General features: G+C 56.6%; 13 protein-coding genes and 1 riboswitch. Of the genes, 2 read left to right on the plus strand and 11 right to left on the minus strand.

The genetic code is table 11. From position 1 onward, the window contains the following. Nucleotides 1-123: 123 nt before the first annotated feature. The 7 genes from rluA to araB form a co-directional block, all read right to left on the minus strand. Nucleotides 124-783 carry a bifunctional tRNA pseudouridine(32) synthase/23S rRNA pseudouridine(746) synthase RluA gene (gene rluA, locus KXR87_RS04970; protein ID WP_437431147.1) on the minus strand — a complete coding sequence of 220 codons (660 nt, stop codon included), beginning with the start codon at nucleotides 781-783 and terminating at the stop codon, nucleotides 124-126. A gap of 11 nt (nucleotides 784-794) precedes the next feature. Continuing rightward, on the minus strand, nucleotides 795-3,701 hold the full coding sequence (rapA, locus tag KXR87_RS04975) for an RNA polymerase-associated protein RapA (RefSeq protein ID WP_437431148.1): 2,907 nt from the start codon (nucleotides 3,699-3,701) through the stop codon (nucleotides 795-797). Nucleotides 3,702-3,995: 294 nt separating this feature from the next. Then, on the minus strand, nucleotides 3,996-6,353 hold the full coding sequence (gene polB / locus KXR87_RS04980; RefSeq protein ID WP_437431149.1) for a DNA polymerase II: 2,358 nt from the start codon (nucleotides 6,351-6,353) through the stop codon (nucleotides 3,996-3,998). 32 nt (nucleotides 6,354-6,385) lie between these two features. After that, on the minus strand, nucleotides 6,386-7,024 hold the full coding sequence (locus KXR87_RS04985; protein WP_437431150.1) for a YdcF family protein: 639 nt from the start codon (nucleotides 7,022-7,024) through the stop codon (nucleotides 6,386-6,388). 140 nt (nucleotides 7,025-7,164) lie between these two features. Further along, complete coding sequence (gene araD / locus KXR87_RS04990) at nucleotides 7,165-7,860, minus strand: L-ribulose-5-phosphate 4-epimerase (protein WP_437431151.1); 696 nt, start codon at nucleotides 7,858-7,860, stop codon at nucleotides 7,165-7,167. A 51-nt stretch (nucleotides 7,861-7,911) separates the two neighbouring features. Then, the gene (gene araA, locus KXR87_RS04995) at nucleotides 7,912-9,414 is read right to left on the minus strand and encodes an L-arabinose isomerase (protein ID WP_437431152.1); all 1,503 of its coding nucleotides are present in this window, start codon (nucleotides 9,412-9,414) and stop codon (nucleotides 7,912-7,914) included. Nucleotides 9,415-9,424: 10 nt separating this feature from the next. Next, nucleotides 9,425-11,119 (minus strand): ribulokinase, encoded by a 1,695-nt coding sequence (araB, locus tag KXR87_RS05000; RefSeq protein WP_437431153.1) that lies wholly within the window; start codon nucleotides 11,117-11,119, stop codon nucleotides 9,425-9,427. Nucleotides 11,120-11,455: 336 nt separating this feature from the next. Between araB and araC the strand changes: the two genes are divergently transcribed. Both araC and KXR87_RS05010 read left to right on the plus strand, forming a co-directional pair. Next, nucleotides 11,456-12,301: an arabinose operon transcriptional regulator AraC gene (araC, locus tag KXR87_RS05005; protein WP_437431154.1), complete on the plus strand. Its 846-nt coding sequence runs from the start codon at nucleotides 11,456-11,458 to the stop codon at nucleotides 12,299-12,301. 127 nt (nucleotides 12,302-12,428) lie between these two features. Beyond that, nucleotides 12,429-13,193 (plus strand): DedA family protein, encoded by a 765-nt coding sequence (locus KXR87_RS05010; protein ID WP_437431155.1) that lies wholly within the window; start codon nucleotides 12,429-12,431, stop codon nucleotides 13,191-13,193. On the opposite strand, the gene thiQ is transcribed toward KXR87_RS05010, so the two are convergent. The 4 genes from thiQ to sgrR all read right to left on the minus strand — a co-directional run bounded on the left by thiQ (nucleotide 13,186) and on the right by sgrR (nucleotide 18,259). Continuing rightward, entirely contained in the window at nucleotides 13,186-13,881 is a 696-nt protein-coding gene (thiQ, locus tag KXR87_RS05015; RefSeq protein ID WP_437431156.1) for a thiamine ABC transporter ATP-binding protein ThiQ, read from the minus strand. The genes KXR87_RS05010 and thiQ overlap by 8 nt on opposite strands. Further along, nucleotides 13,865-15,475, minus strand: a complete 1,611-nt coding sequence (thiP, locus tag KXR87_RS05020; RefSeq protein ID WP_437431157.1) for a thiamine/thiamine pyrophosphate ABC transporter permease ThiP — start codon at nucleotides 15,473-15,475, stop codon at nucleotides 13,865-13,867. Before thiP ends, thiQ begins: the two co-directional genes overlap by 17 nt. Next, a complete protein-coding gene (gene thiB, locus KXR87_RS05025; protein WP_437431158.1) occupies nucleotides 15,451-16,434 on the minus strand; it encodes a thiamine ABC transporter substrate binding subunit in 984 nt (327 codons plus the stop codon). The genes thiP and thiB overlap by 25 nt, the downstream gene beginning before the upstream one ends. 32 nt (nucleotides 16,435-16,466) lie before the next feature. Then, nucleotides 16,467-16,567, minus strand: a riboswitch (TPP riboswitch). Between the two features lie 36 nt (nucleotides 16,568-16,603). After that, nucleotides 16,604-18,259 (minus strand): HTH-type transcriptional regulator SgrR, encoded by a 1,656-nt coding sequence (gene sgrR / locus KXR87_RS05030; protein WP_437431159.1) that lies wholly within the window; start codon nucleotides 18,257-18,259, stop codon nucleotides 16,604-16,606. Nucleotides 18,260-18,322: the final 63 nt, after the last annotated feature.

Consider the following 18,322-nt stretch of genomic DNA (forward strand, 5'->3'; position numbering starts at 1 on the left):
TTTCATCCTCATGCCGACCCTCTCCCTCAGGGAGAGGGAGAAAATCGCCGTTCCAGTCCGCACAATCTGCCCCCCGCCCCTTTGAGAAGAGGGTCAGGGTAAGGGCAAAAACGAGACCCGAAACTAAAAATCCACCGGTGCTTTGAACGTCATGCTGTTGCCAAACGCGGGGTGGGTGATGGTTAAGCTTTCCGCATGCAGTAACAGGCGTGGCGCCATTGCCAGCGCCTCTGGTGTCGCGTAAAAGCGGTCACCCAGAATCGGGTGACCCAGTGCCAGCATGTGAACACGCAACTGGTGGGAACGCCCGGTAATGGGCTTCAGGCGCACCCGCGTGGTGTTGTCAGATGCACGCTCCAGTACCTCATATTCCGTCTGCGCTTTTTTACCGGTTTCGTAACACACCTTCTGCTTCGGGCGATTCGGCCAGTCGCAAATCAGCGGTAAATCCACCAGACCTTCTTCTTTTTCCAGATGGCCCCAGACGCGTGCGACATAGTGCTTTTTCGGCTCGCGGTCGCGGAACTGGCGCTTAAGCTCACGCTCGGCAGCTTTGGTCAGCGCCACCACAATGACCCCGCTTGTCGCCATATCCAGACGATGCACGGACTCGGCCTGCGGAAAATCGCGCTGAACACGTGTCATCACGCTGTCTTTGTGCTCATCAAGACGCCCCGGCACGGACAACAAGCCGCTCGGCTTGTTGACCACCATAATGTGTTCATCCTGATAAAGGATGACCAGCCAGGGCTCCTGAGGCGGATGGTAGGGCTCCATCAACATAGCCTTCTCCGTTACTGATGCGTCACGACGATAAGACGTAACGCATCCAGACGCCAGCCAGCCTGCGACAGGCTTTCCAGCACCTGCTGACGGTTACTCTCAATGGCAGCAAGCTCATCATCACGAATGTTCGGGTTCACTGCACGCAGTGCTTCAAGGCGAGAGAGTTCTGCGGAGAGCTTCTCGTCGGCTTCGGTTTTCGCGCCTTCAATCAGGGCCAGGGCCGCTTTCTCCACCTGCGCTTCGCCTTTTTGCAGAATGGTATGCACATCCTGATGCACCGCATTGACCAGTTTGCTGCCGGTATGGCGGTTCACCGCACTGAGCTGGCGGTTAAAGCTTTCAAACTCCACCTGACCTGCAAGGTTGGTTCCATTTTTATCTACCAGCAGACGAATCGGCGTCGGCGGCAGGAAGCGCGTCAACTGCAGCTGCTTCGGAGCCTGGGCTTCCACCACATAGATAAGTTCAAGCAGCAGGGTGCCAACAGGCAGTGCTTTGTTCTTCAGCAGTGAAATCGTGCTACTGCCCGTATCGCCTGAGAGGATAAGATCCAGACCGTTACGGATAAGCGGATGCTCCCAGGTAATGAACTGCGCATCTTCACGAGACAGCGCGACGTCGCGATCAAAGGTGATGGTGCAGCCATCTTCCGGCAGGCCAGGGAAATCCGGCACCAGCATATGATCTGACGGCGTCAGCACGATCATATTCTCGCCGCGATCGTCCTGGTTGATCCCGACGATATCAAACAGGTTCATCGCGAAGCTGATGAGTCCCGTGTCGTCGTCCTGCTCTGCAATACTCTCGGCCAGTGCCTGGGCGTTTGCACCTCCGTTGGAGTGAATTTCCAGCAGGCGATCGCGGCCTTGCTCAAGCTGCGCTTTCAGGGCATCGTGCTGTTCGCGACAGGTAGTGATCAGTTCATCAAAGCCCTCGGTCTCTTCGGGGGAGGCCAGGTACCCAATAAGGCGGGTATGAACCTGATCGTAGATGGCACGACCGGTGGGGCAGGTATGTTCAAAGGCATCCAGCCCTTCGTGATACCAGCGCACCAGCACCGACTGCGCAGTTTTCTCCAGATACGGAACGTGAATCTGGATATCGTGCGCCTGACCAATACGATCCAGACGGCCGATACGCTGTTCCAGCAGATCCGGGTTAAACGGCAGATCGAACATCACCAGGTGGCTGGCAAACTGGAAGTTACGTCCTTCCGAGCCAATCTCGGAACACAGCAGAACCTGAGCACCACTGTCTTCTTCACCAAACCACGCGGCTGCGCGGTCACGTTCAATGATCGACATGCCTTCATGGAACACCGCTGCGCGGATACCTTCGCGTTCACGTAAAACCTGCTCCAGTTGCAGCGCGGTGGCCGCTTTGGCACAGATGACCAACACTTTTTGCGAGCGGTGGCTTGTGAGGTAACCCATCAACCACTCAACGCGCGGATCGAAGTTCCACCAGGTGCCGGTGTCGCCTTCAAATTCCTGATAGATCTGCTCCGGGTAAAGCATGTCACGAGCGCGATCTTCCTGGCTTTTGCGCGCCCCCATGATGCCCGAAACCTTGATGGCGGTCTGATACTGGGTGGGGAGCGGCAACTTAATGGTGTGCAGCTCTCGTTTCGGGAAGCCTTTCACACCGTTACGGGTATTACGGAACAGCACGCGGCTGGTGCCGTGGCGGTCCATAAGCATTGAAATCAGCTCCTGACGTGCTGCATCAGCACCCTCTTTATCGCTGTTCGCGGTCTGCAAAAGAGGTTCAATATCCTGCTCGCCAATCAGGTCGCTCAGCATATTGAGGTCGGCATCACTCAGGCGTTTACCTTCCAGCAGGAGTGCTACGGCATCGGCAACCGGGCGGTAATTCTGTTGTTCATCCACAAACTGAGCGAAATCGTGAAAACGATTTGGGTCCAGCAGGCGCAGACGGGCAAAGTGGCTCTCCAGCCCCAGCTGTTCCGGCGTGGCGGTCAGCAGCAAAATGCCAGGTACGCGTTCGGCCAGCTGCTCAATAGCCATGTACTCACGGCTTGGCGCCTCTTCGCTCCAGACAAGGTGATGCGCTTCGTCGACCACCATCAGGTCCCATTCTGCGTCACAAAGGTGTTCGAGACGCTGCTTGTTACGGCGAACGAAATCGAGGGAGCAGATGACCAGCTGTTCGGTCTCAAACGGGTTATCCGCATCGTGCTGCGCTTCGGCATAACGTTCATCATCAAACAGCGCAAAGCGCAGGTTGAAGCGGCGCAGCATCTCTACCAGCCACTGATGCTGAAGGGTTTCCGGCAGGACAATCAGCACACGTTCAGCAGCCCCGGACAGCAGTTGCTGATGCAGAATCATCCCGGCTTCAATCGTTTTACCCAGGCCCACTTCATCAGCCAGCAGGACGCGGGGGGCGTAGCGACGGCCCACATCGTGTGCAATGTGCAACTGATGAGGGATCAGGCTGGTGCGCTGCCCGCGCAGGCCGCTCCACGGCATGCGGTACTGTTCGCTCTGGTATTTACGTGCGCGGTAACGCAGGGAAAAGCGATCCATACGGTCAATCTGACCCGCAAAAAGCCGGTCCTGCGGTTTGCTGAACACCAGTTTGCTGTCGAGCATCACCTCGCGCAGCATCGTGTTCGCTTCTTCCGTGTCTAAACGGGTACCGATATAGGCGAGCAGGCCGTTTTCTTCTTTAACTTCGTCGATGCTCATCTGCCAGCCTTCGTGGCTGGTCACCGTATCGCCAGGATTAAACATCACACGCGTGACGGGGGAGTCACTGCGTGCGTAAAGACGGTTTTCTCCGGTCGCGGGGAAAAGCAATGTGACAGTTCGCGCATCCATCGCAACGACGGTTCCAAGTCCGAGTTCGCTTTCCGTGTCGCTGATCCAGCGTTGACCAAGTTTAAAAGGCATAAATGGACTCTATATCTTAAATTGCAGGCAATAGTTCGTCACCGTCTGACAGGCAGGCGGGCGTCTAATGTTGGGGCCAGGAATAGAAAGGGCGCTATGGTACTGGATGGCAATGATTTCGTCACTACTCCTTATACCCGTTGTCTTTCATGTTGCCTCTTTGTTGGCTGACGTCAGATACCACCACCATAATGTGTACTCTGTTGATGGGGATGTGCTCAGTGGTCGTCGCAATGCAACCTGACATCCAACGTCATCAGGGCGCAAAACTGACAAGTGTTCACGCTCATTGTGTCAAAACAGTCCCAGTTGCCCCGTCAGTAGTGTAGCAAAATCATCGTCGGTGAAAGGTAAGATTCCATCGGCAACGGGCATCAGCTGTTTGGTCAGATAGTGATCATAGTCCAGCGGCGAATGCTGATAGTCGAGCGGCTCAGGTCCTTGCGTAGTCCAGACATATTTGATGGTTCCCCGATTCTGATACTGGGCGGGCCGTCCGCGTTTCAGGTTCTCTTCATCAGCAAGACGGGCGGCGCGAACATGGGGCGGCACATTGCGTTCATACTCGGCAAGGGGCCGACGCAGGCGCTTGCGATACACCAGCTGGTCATCCAGTTTTCCCTCTAACAGATCCTTAATGGTTTCGCGAACAAAGTCCTGATAAGGCTCACGGCGGAAAATACGCAGGTAGAGGTCTTTCTGAAATCTTTGCGCCAGTGGGGTCCAGTCGGTGCGCACCGTCTCCAGCCCTTTAAATACCATGCGTTGCGCTTCACCTTCCTGAATCAGCCCGGCGTAACGCTTCTTGCTCCCCTGGTCGGTGCCGCGAATGGTCGGCATTAAAAAGCGACAAAAATGGGTTTCAAACTCCAGCTCCATCGCGCTGGTGAGGTTCTGCGCCTTCAGATGCGCCGTCCACCAGTCGTTCACATGCGCCACCAGCGCCTGGCCTATGCGCGCTGCGTCTTCCTCACTATGGGCCTTTTTCAGCCATACAAAGGTCGAGTCGGTGTCACCGTAAATTACGTCGTAGCCCTTTTCCTCGATCAGCGTTTTTGTCTGGCGCATGATCTCATGGCCGCGCATGGTGATTGACGACGCCAGACGAGGATCGAAAAAGCGACAGGCGCTGGTACCGAGCACGCCATAAAAGGCATTCATAATGATTTTCAGCGCCTGCGAGAGCGGTTTGTTCCCGGTGCGTTTTGCTTCATCACGTCCTTGCCATATCTGGCCGACGATACCCGGCAGACAGTGGGTTTGCCGGGAAAACCACGCCCCAAGAAAACCCTCCGTACTCTGTTCTGCATCGGGGCTGGCCATGCCTTCCACCAGCCCGACGGGGTCGATAAGAAAAGTGCGGATGATGGAGGGGTAGAGGCTTTTGTAATCCAGCACCAGCACCGAATCGTACAGACCCGGGCGCGAGTCCATTACGTAGCCGCCAGGACTGGCCTGTGGCGGCACATCGCCGAGGTTGGGGGCGACGTAGCCCGCGCGGTGCATGCGGGGGAAATAGAGGTGGCTGAAGGCAGCGACGGACCCGCCGTGGCGATCAACCGCCAGACCATTGACCGTCGCCCGTTCAAGCAGAAACGGCATGATCTCAGTTTTGTGGAAAATGCGCGTGACCAGCTCACAATCTTTCAGGTTATAGGTGGCGAGGGCGGGTTTATCCTCGGCAAAGCGGCGTTCGATCTCATCCATGCGATCCCAGGGGTTATCAATGGCTTTTCCTTCGCCTAATAACGCCTGCGACACTGATTCCAGTGAAAATGAGGGGAATGACCAGAAGGCGGATTTAAGTGCATCGATGCCATCAATGATCAACCGACCCGTAGCCTGGGCGAAGAAAACGCCATTTTTAAAGCCATGTTCACGCCATTCGAGAAGAGCGTTGCCGCGCCCCAGCAGCAGAGGAACCCGGTAACGGTCGGCGCTCTTTTGCAGCACGCGCAGATCAAATTGCACCACGTTCCAGCCAATGATTACGTCAGGATCGTGCCTGGCAAACCAGGCGTTGAGCTTTTCAAGCAGTTGCGGGCGACTGTTAACGTACTCAAGGTGAAAATCGAGCCCGCTGTCATCACCGTTGGCCGGCCCCAGCATATAAACCGTGCGCTGACCGCAGCCTTCAAGACCAATGCAATAGAGTTCACCGTGGCGGGTGGTTTCAATATCCAGCGAGACCCATTTCAAAGAGGGGCGGTAATCCGGATTCGGTTTAAGACGGGCATTCACTAACCTTTGACCCTGCCCATCGCCGTCGACCCAGACGGGCGCCGTAATAAAGCGCTCCATCAGAAAACGTTCAGGTGGGCGTATATCGGCTTCATACACGGTGACGCCGCCGTCGCGTAGCAGCTTTTCATAACGCATGAGCTGGCGGTGGGCGCGGCAGTACAGGCCGTGTACCGGCTGGCGATGGAAATCGGATAGCTGGAGAGGGGCGAGGCGGAAATGATGTTCACCATCGAGCAGGCGCTGAGCCTGCGCAACCTGCGAGGAGGGGATAAACGCGACGGACTCCTGAGGCGGCAGAAAAACCTGCAACGGCCCGCTGTCCGTTGCCAGCCAGAACTCTACTTCAGTGCCCTGCGGCGTGTCCCGCCAGTGCCGGGTCAGTAAAAAGCCTTCTCGCGCCTGCGTCACACCGTTCTCTCACTCTGCCATTCACGGCGAGATTATAACCTGGAATGATCGTCAGTACTGATTTTTTGTACAGGTATCACCGGGAGATAGCGCAGGATCCGGTAGCCCGTGTAATAAAAGGCTTCGCGCAGCAGGAAGGGAAACCGGGTCGACCCGCTTTGATAGCGGCTGGCGGTAGTGGGAGAAGACCAGCTTTCAATGTGATTATCCCAGGCGATAATACGCATGCGCAGCATATGCAGGGGGTCACTCACCAGGAGCGCCGTCTTAAGCTGATGACGATGCATAAGCTCTGCGGCATAGCGCAGGTTTTCACGCGTGACGGTCGACCGCTCTTCGATAAGAATATCGGCATCCGGGACAGCGTTTGCCAGCACGTAGGCTTTTGCCACCGCGGCGTCCGAGCGCGTGGCGCCTGGGCTCATCCCACCGGTCAAAATCAATGTCCTGACAAAACCTTCGTGATAAAGCCAGATGGCGTGATCCAGTCGTGCTTTAAAAACCGCCCCCGGACCCTCGCCTTTAATCCCTGCGCCTGCGACGATGGCACAGTCTGCATGGCGCGTCTGATCCTGTTTGCTGAACTGCCAGATAGCCACGGCATTATAGATGATGACAATAAGCGCAGTGATCGCCCCCATTACCACCAGTTTGATTATGCCTTTGCGCATGATGCGGATCCTTTGTGATCGGTCAGGCAACAACGTTACCTGTTATCATTGTAGATTCAACATTCATGAAGACGTAATGCAAAAATTCGGAACTTACAAAGGGATAAGCGAAGCAGGACGCTTCGCTTCATGCACGTGGATTACTGACCGTAATAGGCTTTTGCGCCATGTTTACGCAGGTAGTGTTTGTCGAGCAGGGTTTGCTGCATGGCGGGCAACTCAGGGGTAAGCTGGCGGCAGAAAATACCCATGTAAGCTACCTCTTCCAGCACAATGGCGTTATGTACCGCATCGTCAGCATTTTTTCCCCAGGCGAAAGGCCCGTGAGAATGTACCAGCACGCCGGGCATCTGCGCCGGATCGATACCCTGAGTTTTAAAGGCTTCGACGATAACGTTGCCGGTTTCCCATTCGTACTCGCCGTTAATTTCCGCATCGGTCATTTTGCGTGTGCAGGGAATGGCACCGTAGAAGTAATCCGCATGGGTTGTGCCAGTGGCGGGTATGGATTTGCCCGCTTGCGCCCAGATGGTGGCGTGGCGCGAGTGGGTGTGGACGATTCCGCCTATGGTCGGGAACGCCTGATAGAGCAGACGGTGAGTGGGGGTGTCAGAAGAGGGCTTTTTACTGCCTTCCACGACTTCGCCGGTCTCCAGGCTCACGACCACCATATCCTCTGCTGTCATCACCGCGTAATCAACGCCGGAAGGCTTAATGACCAGCACGCCCTGTTCGCGATCTACCGCACTGACGTTGCCCCAGGTCAGGGTCACCAGGTTATGTTCAGGCAGGGCAAGATTGGCTTCCAGTACCTGCTGTTTAAGATTCTCTAGCATGCTTTCCTCCAGGAAAAAGCGGCCTGCCGGAGCAGGCCAAATGTTCCCCTGTTAACGTTTGGAGCCGTAATACACTTCATTCCAGCGCAGCGCGTCTTTAAAGGCAGGCAGGCGGGTATCGTTGTCAATAACAGCAAGTTCAATGCCGTGCAGTTCGCTGAACTGACGCATATCGTCCAGGGTGAGAGCGTGACTAAAGACGGTGTGGTGCGCACCGCCAGCGATGATCCAGGCCTCTGAGGCGGTTTGCAGATCCGGCTGGGCTTTCCACAGGGCATTAGCAACCGGCAGCTTCGGCAGCGCGTGTGGGGTTTCCACTGCATCCACGCAGTTCACCAGCAGGCGGAAGCGATCGCCCAGATCGATCAGGCTCGCATTGATGGCCGGCCCGGTTTTGGTAGAGAAGATCAGACGTGCCGGATCGGCTTTTCCGCCGATGCCGAGGTACTGCACGTCGAGGATCGGTTTTTCATCAAGCGCGATGGTCGGGCACACTTCCAGCATATGGGAACCGAGCGCCAGATCGTTGTTCTCTTCAAAGTGGTAGGTGTAATCCTCCATAAAGGAGGTGCCGCCCTGCAGACCGGTCGACATCACCTTCATGATGCGAAGCAGAGCGGCAGTTTTCCAGTCGCCTTCACCGGCAAAGCCGTAGCCCTGCTGCATCAGACGTTGAACCGCAAGGCCTGGCAGCTGTTTCAGGCCATGAAGATCCTCAAAGGTAGTGGTGAAGGCATGGAATCCGCCCTGTTCGAGGAAGCGTTTCATCCCCAGTTCAATGCGTGCGGCATCAATCACATTCTGGCGTTTGTCGCCGTTCACCTGCGCGGCAGCGGTCAGGCGATAGCTGCTTTCATATTCATCCACCAGTGCGCTGATGTCGCCGTCGCTGATACTGTTTACGACCTGAACCAGGTCGCCAACGGCCCAGGTATTTACCGAGAAGCCGAACTTGATCTGTGCTGCCACTTTATCGCCATCGGTCACGGCCACTTCACGCATGTTATCGCCAAAGCGGCACACTTTCAGGTGACGGGTGTCCTGTTTAGAGACGGCCTGACGCATCCAGGCGCCGATACGCTGGTGCGCTTTTTTATCCTGCCAGTGGCCGGTAACCACGTCGTGCTGCTGGCGCATACGGGCACCGATGAAGCCGAACTCACGACCACCGTGCGCGGTCTGGTTCAGGTTCATAAAGTCCATATCAATGCTGTCCCACGGCAGGGACGCATTAAACTGGGTATGGAACTGCAGCAACGGCTTGTTAAGAATGGTGAGGCCGTTAATCCACATTTTGGCGGGTGAGAAGGTGTGCAGCCACACCACCATACCGGCACATTTGTCGTCGTAATTGGCGTCACGGCAGATGTTTGTTATCTCATCCGGTGAGGTGCCGAGCGGCTTGAGTACCAGTTTGCAGGGCAGTTTGGCTTCGGCGTTCAGCGCGTTAACGACTTGTTCGCCATGCTGCGTCACCTGACGCAGCGCTTCGGGTCCGTAAAGGTGTTGGCTGCCAATCACAAACCAAATTTCATAATTATCAAAAATCGTCATTATTGTGTCCTTAGTGAGTGAGCGCTGCCTGCGGTGCTGGCGCGGCTACCGGGAGATAGTGAAGCTCGGCGCTTTTTGCCCACTGCTGATAGCGGCGATAGAGTTGTTCAAAACGCTGGGCTTGCGCAGTGGCGGGCTGCAGCGTGCTTTCGATCTGGCTGGCCATTTGCTGTTGCGCGGCCGGGATATCGGTATGCACACCCGCGGCGACGGCTGCAAAAATGGCCGCACCCAGCGCACAGCACTGGTCAGAGGCAACAATTTGCAGCGGACGATTGAGTACGTCGCAGCAGGCCTGCATGATGACTGGGTTTTTGCGCGCGATGCCGCCCAGTGCCATGACGTTGTCCACAGCAATACCCTGTTCGGTAAAACACTCCATGATGGCGCGCGCGCCAAAGGCCGTGGCGGCGATGAGCCCGCCAAAGAGCGCCGGAGCGTCGGTGGCAAGATTTAGATCGGTGATAACACCCTTCAGGCGCTGATTCGCATTCGGGGTACGGCGGCCGTTAAACCAGTCCAGTACCACGGGCAGATGTTCCAGAGAGGGGTTTTTCGCCCAGGCGGCGGTCAGTGCCGGCAGAAGCTGTTTCTGGCTGGCTTTGATCTGGGTTTTCAGTTCCGGATGCTCAATCGCCAGCTGCTCCAGCGGCCAGCCAAGGATGCGGCCAAACCAGGCGTAGATGTCACCGAAGGCAGATTGCCCGGCTTCCAGCCCGATAAAGTCCGGCACCACGCTGCCATCCACCTGCCCGCAGATTCCTTTTACCGCCCGATCCCCCACGCTGGGTTTATCCGCAATCAGGATGTCGCAGGTTGAGGTGCCAATCACTTTGACCAGCGTGTTAGGTTGTGCCCCGGCTCCTACGGCTCCCATATGGCAGTCAAATGCGCCACCAGAGATAACGACGGTTTCAGGCAGGCCAAGGCGCTGCGCCCACTCCGCCGTCAGCGTACCGACCGGCAGATCGGCGGTGAACGTCTCGGTAAAGAGCGGGGTCGGGAGGTGTTTGTTGAGCAGCGGGTCCAGATCGTCAAAGAAGCTCGCTGGCGGCAGACCGCCCCAGCTCTCATGCCATAGCGATTTATGCCCGGCGCTACAGCGTCCACGGCGAATATCCTGTGGTCGGGTGGTACCGGAGAGCAGGGCAGGTACCCAGTCGCACAGCTCAATCCACGAGGCGGCAGCCTGAGCAACATCGCGGTCTGCACGGGTCACATGAAGGATTTTGGCCCAGAACCACTCACTGGAATAAATACCGCCGATATAGCGTGAATAGTCGGTCTTGCCCGGTGCGTGGCAGAGTGCAGTGATCGCTTCTGCTTCTTCCACTGCCGTATGGTCTTTCCACAGCACGAACATCGCGTTGGGGTTGTCGGCGAATTCCGGTCGCAGAGCCAGTACGCGACCTTCAGCATCAATAGGGGCTGGCGTTGAGCCGGTGCTGTCGACGCCGATGCCTTTTACCTCCTGACGCTGCGTCTCTGTCAGTTGTGCCAGCACGGCTTTGATCGCCGCTTCCATCGACTCGATGTAGTCCCTGGGGTGGTGGCGAAAGCGGTTGTTGGCGGCGTCGCAGTAACGACCTTCCTGCCAACGAGGATACCACTCTACGCTGGTGGCGATTTCATTTCCGGACGCGCAATCCACTGCCAGTGCGCGTACCGAGTCGCTACCAAAATCGAGGCCAATTGCAATTGCCATCGTGTTGCTCCATGAAGAGTTACCTTAGGGAGAAACATAGTGATCGGCTGAAAAAAGCGTCAGGCTGTATTCGCTAATCTTATGGACGAAAATGCTATGTAAGTACAAAGTGTGACGCCGTGCAAAAATTCGATGTGGACATTTCTGCCGCCTTTATAGACACTTTGGTTGGCCCTTTCTCTACCAATAATATGCGCTAAACTGGCATAACTGCTTTTATCAGGCGGGGTTGAAAGTGGCGATCATTTCCTTGTGCCCGGTCAACATGTGGGGGGAATGAAGCGCGTATCAATATGGACAATTGGTTTCCTGACTGACATCCGGAGTATTGCGTTTATGGCTGAATCTCAAAACGATCCACTGCTGCCTGGCTACTCGTTTAATGCCCACCTGGTAGCGGGATTGACCCCCATTGAGTCGGAAGGTTACCTCGATTTTTTCATCGACCGTCCCCTCGGCATGAAGGGATACATTCTGAACTTCACCATCCGGGGGGAAGGGGTAATTGATAACAATGGCAAGCAGTATGTCTGCCGCCCCGGCGATATGCTGCTCTTCCCCCCCGGTGAGATTCACCACTATGGTCGCCACCCCGATGCCAGCGAGTGGTATCATCAGTGGGTCTATTTCCGCCCCCGTGCCTACTGGCATGAGTGGTTAAGCTGGCCGACTATTTTCGCCCAGACCGGTTTTTATCGCCCGGATGAACAGCATCTGACGCAGTTCAGCGAGCTGTTTGGACAAATCATTGATGCCGGGCAGAGTGGCGGACGTTATGCCGAACTGCTGGCGATTAACCTGCTGGAACAACTGCTGCTGCGACGTATGGATGCGATTAATGAATCTCTCCATCCTCCGCTGGATAATCGGGTTCGCGACGCCTGCCAGTATATCAGCGACCATTTGGCCGATAGCCATTTCGATATTGCAGGTGTGGCGCAGCATGTCTGCCTTTCACCCTCGCGCCTGTCGCATCTGTTCCGCCAGCAGCTGGGCGTTAGCGTGTTGAGCTGGCGCGAGGATCAGCGCATCAGCCAGGCCAAATTGCTGCTGAGTACCACGCGTATGCCGATTGCCAGCGTCGGGCGCAACGTGGGCTTTGAAGATCAGCTCTATTTTTCACGGGTATTCAAAAAATGCACCGGTGCCAGCCCCAGCGAATTTCGTGCAGGATGTGAATAAAGGGTAAAGAAGCGCAATGAATTTCGCGGGTGAATATCTTACTCGCTAAACTATTCGGATAATTAAGGATTGACCCTTGTGGTTCGGCTCCGGACAATCCCGGCGTCGTTACTCAACCGGATAGACTATGCAAGCTTTGCTGGAACACTTTATGACGCAGTCAGCCACCTATTCGCTGATTGCGATTGCGCTGGTGGCCTTTCTTGAGTCGCTGGCGCTGGTGGGGTTAATCCTCCCGGGCACGGTAATGATGGCGGGGCTGGGGGCGCTGATTGGCAGCGGTGAGGTGAATTTCTGGCATGCGTGGCTGGCGGGAATTGTCGGCTGCCTGCTGGGGGACTGGATCTCTTTCTGGCTCGGCTGGCGCTTTAAGCGCCCTCTGCACCGGCTCTCTTTCCTTCAAAAGAACAAAGCGTTACTGGATAAAACCGAACATGCGCTGCACCAGCACAGTATGTTCACCATTCTGGTGGGGCGTTTTGTCGGCCCTACTCGCCCGCTTATCCCGATGGTCGCAGGTATGCTTGACCTGCCGGTTGCCAAATTTGTGGTGCCTAATATCATTGGCTGCCTGCTCTGGCCGCCGTTTTACTTCCTGCCTGGTATTCTGGCGGGCGCAGCCATTGATATTCCGGCGGGGGAACAGAGCGGTGGATTCAAATGGTTGCTGGTGCTGGCGGCGGTGCTTGTCTGGCTGGCTGGCTGGATGTGCTGGCGACTCTGGCGCAGCCAGAAAAGTGGCCGTGATAAACTCTCCGCTTATCTTCCCCGCCAGCGCCTCTACTGGTTAACGCCGTTACTGGTGTGTGTGGCAGCCATTGCGGTCACCCTTCTTGTGCGCCATCCGCTGATGCCGGTCTATGCGCAAATACTCGTGAAAGTCGTCACCTGATGCCCAGCAGGGCGGAGACCGGGGCGCTGCCGCTCAGCAACGTGTCGGTTTCTCCATCCCAGGCGATCCGCCCGTCAGCCACCACTACCGAACGAGGCGCAATGCGCGCCGCATCTTCGACGCTGTGAGAGACCATGAGCAACGTTAACTGCTGGCGGTGACAGACTTCCTGAACCAGAACGAGCATCTCCTGGCGCAGCGCCGGGTCAAGGGCTGAAAAGGGTTCGTCGAGTAACAGCACCGGCTGTTCGCGCACCAGGCAGCGGGCCAGAGCGACACGTTGACGCTGCCCACCGGAAAGCTCGCCAGGTAGCCGGTTAAGCAGGCTCTCCAGCCCCATAGTGGCAGCAATGGTCTCCAGTTTGCTGGATTGCGCGCTGGACAGCTTCAGGCCGGCATCCAGCCCCAGTCCTATGTTCTGCCTGACGGTTAAGTGGGTAAAGAGGTTGTTTTCCTGAAACAGCATCGATACCGGGCGTTTTGCGGGTGGCGTGTGCGTATGTTCCCGGTTTTCAATCATGATGGTGCCACTCGCCGGGGCCAGGAAACCTGCAACCAGGCTTAACAATGTGCTTTTTCCCGCACCGCTGGGGCCGAGTACGGCAATACGTTCACCCTGTCTTGCCGAGAGTGTAAAGCGCATGGGCAGATGCTGGTACAACCAGGTTACATCAATCAGTCTTAGCATGGCGTCCCGGAAGTTTTTCAATAAAGGTGAACAGTGAGAAGCAGAGTATTAGCAGTATCAGTGCCGTGACCGCCCCGTCCTGGGTGCGATAGGAACCTATCTGCTGATAAAGGTAGAACGGCAGGGTGCGAAAATCGTCGTTACCAAAAAGCGCGACCACCCCAAAATCACCGATGGAGAGTACGCAGGCAAAGGCCAGCGCCTGCGCCAGCGGCACCTTCAGCGCTCGCAGTTCCACCACCCGCAGGCGACGCACTCCCGTCATACCCAGCGACTGGCACAGCAGGCTGTAGCGCGCGGTAATGTCACGCATCGGGTTTTCCAGCACTTTCAGAGCATAGGGAACCGCCATCAGCGCGTTGGTAAAAATCACAATGCCATCCGCTGAGCCAGGCAGGCCAATGCTGTCGTTCAGCAGCAGGAAAAACCCGGTCGCCAGGACAATGCCTGGCATCGCCAGAATCAACATGCCGCTCATCTCCAGCGCCTGGCCTGCCAGGATCTGCTGGCGTGCGCGCAGTTCGCGGCTGCTCCAGAGCAGCATCATGGTGAAGACAATGCAGAGCAGCCCCGCACAGAGCGCAATGCGTAACGAGGTCCAGACCGCCTGCCAGAGCACCGGACGTGAGAGCATGTTCAGCATGCTGAGGTTCAGCCCGTCAAACATCACCGCCAGCAGCGGCGGGAGAAGCAGCAGCAGCGCCAGCGCAATCAGGGTGACATCACAGATGCGGCTAAAGAGCCTGTCCTGCGGATCGCGCCAGCCCTGAATCTGATGGCTCCCCACGGCAAAGGCTTTGCTGAGGCGCTGGCTGAGCAGAACCAGCCCCAGGCAGCAGACCATCTGAATCAGCGCCAGCAGTGCCGCGCGGCCAGGGTCAAAGTCATAGCTCAGCGCCTGGTAAATGGCCAGTTCAATAGTAGTCGCCTGCGGCCCGCCGCCCAGCGACAGCACGGTGGCAAAACTGGCAAAGCAGAGCATGAAAATCAGTGCTGCGACGGGGGGAATTTGTCGACGCAGCCACGGCCACTCGACATAGCGGAAAAAGGACCAGCCTCGCATACCCAGCTGTGCCGCAAGCTGGCGCTGCTCACCGGGGATCTGTTCCAGCGCCTGAAGCAGTAAACGTGAGGCCATCGGCAGGTTAAAAAAGACATGGGCCAGCAGGATGCCTTGGAGTCCATAAGGTGAGAAGGACCACTTCAGTCCGAGTGCGGAAAATAGCGACGCCAGCCAGCCATGATGACCGTAAACGCTGAGAATGCCAAAGACCGCCACCAGCACCGGCAGAATCAGGGTCATGGCGCACAAACGTAACAGCGCCATTCGCCCCGGGAAGCGACGTCGGTAGAGCGCTCTGGAGAGAAAAATAGCCGGAACCACGGAGAACAGGGCTGAGAGAAACGCCTGCCAGAAGGAAAAACGCACCACGTGCCACAGATAGCTGTCCTGTAAGACCTCCGTCAGTTCAGACGCGGGGGCGTGCTTCCAGAGCGCCAGGAAGGCGGCCAGCGCTACCGCTACCATGACGGTAGCGGCGGTCAGGCCGGGCGCCATCCAGCCGGGAATCAGCGGCTGACGGCGTGTTGCCATGCACGGATCCAGTCGGCGCGCTGAGTTGCCACCTGTTCAGAGGTGTACTCAAGGGAGGTTTGAGGTTTCACCAGCGTATCAAAACCCGCCGGCAGCGCCACGTTGGTTACCGGGTACATCCAGTTGCCGGTAGGGATGGCGTTCTGGAACGCCGGAGACACCATGAATTTGAGGAATTTTTCTGCCAGCTCAGGCTCTTTGCTGGCGGCGGTGCGGGCCGCGACTTCAACTTGCAGGTAGTGTCCCTCGCTGAAGTTAGCGGCGGCGTACTGCTCTTTTTTCTCTTCAATGATGTGGTAAGCCGGAGAGGTCGTATAGCTCAGCACTAAGTCACCTTCCCCTTTCAGGAACAGACCGTAAGCTTCGCTCCAGCCTTTAGTGACGGTGACGGTCTTCGCCGCCAGCTTCTTCCAGGCGTCTGATGATTTATCGCCATAGACTTTCTGCATCCATAACAGCAGACCCAGCCCCGGTGTGCTGGTCCGTGGATCTTCGTAGATCACGCGCCATTTCTGTTCGCTTTCAACCAGCTCTTTCAGGCTTTTCGGCGGGTTCTGCAGTTTGGTTTTATCGTAAACGAAGGCAAACCAGCCGTAATCAAAGGGGACAAAGGTGTCATTCTTCCAGCCGCCTGGTACCTTAACCGCATCAGTGGCGACGCCGCTTTTGGCAAAGAGGTTGGTGCTGGTTGCTGCTTCGAGCAGATTGTTGTCCAGTCCCAGCACCACGTCAGCTTTGCTGTTTTTACCCTCCATACGCAGACGGTTAAGCAGCGAGACGCCATCTTCCAGCGCGACCAGCTTCAGTTCACAGTTGCAGTCAGCTTCGAACGCTTTTTTTATTACCGGGCCGGGGCCCCAGTCGGCGGCAAAAGAGTCATAGGTGTAAACGGTGAGGGTCGGTTTGGCAAATACGGGAGCTGCAACCAGCAGCAGGACGGGCAGAACGTTTTTTAGCACTTTGCACCTCAAAATGTAGGTGGCAAAGGATTTTGAGTGAGAGCCTCAAATCCCTTCGCCGGCGTTATCCGGATCAGGTTCGACGGGTATTTTCTCAGCACACGCCTGACGCGCAGCACCCCGTTGAGCACCGCAATAGTGTAATGATTTTGTAAGTTTTCGGAAAGCATTAAGGATCGGGTGGGGCAAACCAGGCCGATTTGAAGTCAAACCAGCCGAGCGTATTCATCCGTAGTCCGCGCATGCTTCGTTGGCCCTGAATCATCAGCCAGTGGTGGATTAACGGCACCATCGCTTTGCTCTCCAGCAACTGCTGACACCAGGCCGCAAGATTCAACTCTCCGGCACGCCAGATTGCAGCATCGCCCTGCCAGTCAAGGGGTATGCAGTGCCGGATGAGGGGGACTTCATAAAGATGCGTGAAGAGAGAGAAGTCGAGCGGCAGAGTAAAGTTGGCACTGTTTAGCCAGATGTCGCTGATGATTTCGCCCGCATGCCACTCCACATAGTCCACCTCCTGAATCTCCAGGCGCACGCCCTGGCTGGCAAGCAGGGCGCTCATGGTGTTGGCGATAGCTTTATGTTCGTTATGATCGCGATAGAAGGTCAGGGTCAGCGACTCCAGTCCGGCGGGTTTTTCTCCGCCGGTGGGACGGGCATGATGCCAGCGTGGCAGCAGGCCGTAAGCCGGGAACCAGTAGCGCTGATAGTGCTCTTCAGCGTGGTAAAGCAGGTTGGTGGGGGATAACACCTGGCTTATCCAGTCGCGTACCGCCGGGTTTGCGCCTCGCGTCGAACGCGTGTCAAAGAGCAGATAGTAGCATCCCTCCTCGAGGCGGCTTTCGATGGCTTGTTCACTGTCGGTCGGGCCGTCAATGGTCAGGCCGCCGTTAGGCTCATCACCGATTTCCGGCAGTACCCAGACGTTGACCTCATCGATCAGCGCGCGAAAGCCAAAATAATCCTCAAAGGCATGGATCTTCAGCTGGTTGCTATTGTTGCGAGTGACGGCATAAGGGCCGGTGCCAACCGGATGACTGGAGAAGTCAGGCAGGGTCTCCCACTCCTGGGGGAGGATCATCGCCGGGATATGCCCGACCAGCCACGGAAGCCATTGATCCGGCTGGCTCAGATGAATATCCAGCGTCCAGGGGGTGGGGGAGGAGATCCCGATGATATGAGAGTAGAGGGGCAGCGTACTGATGCGCTCAAGCGAGGCAATCACATCACGCATCTCCAGCTCACGCCCGTGATGAAAATGGATACCGGGGCGCAAATAAAATCGCCAGTGTAAGGGCGTAATCTCCTTCCAGTGGTGGGCAATGTCCGCTTCCAGTTCCCCATTTGCCTCATTTATGCGGGTCAGGGCGTTGAAAATCTGCCGGGCCATATGGGTTTCGGAACGGCGTAATGCCGTACCAGGTAACAGGTTGCGCAGCGGGCGGTAGTAGAGGACGCGCAGTATATGTCGGCCCTGCCGGAAACTGCGGCCCAGATGGGACACCAGCATCTGTCGCACCGTGCTTTTATCGCCAACCAGTTGCACCAGCTGATCGATGCGGTCCTGCTCAAGTAAGTCTTCGGCGCGCTGCTGCTGAAGAGCAAGCCCGGTATAGAGAAAGGTGAGGCGTGAGCGTTTCCCGCGTCCGGCTTCAGCATCCCATGTCAGCCAGCCCTTCTCCTGCATGGTATTGAGCAGAGTGCGCATGTGGCGGCGCGAACAGCTCAGTAACGTGGCCAGCTCATTGAGCGTGGTCTCTTGTGACTTCCCGTCGCAGCATTGCCAGAGGCGAATGAACTGCTGTTGCAGGCGACCAGAGGACATAAAAGGGGAACTCCTGAGAAAAAGTCAGCAATTTATTAATCCCTATATTAAGCCAATACTTCT

The sequence above is a fragment of the Yokenella regensburgei genome, assembly GCF_051486985.1.
Taxonomy (GTDB): domain Bacteria; phylum Pseudomonadota; class Gammaproteobacteria; order Enterobacterales; family Enterobacteriaceae; genus CBFFRJ01.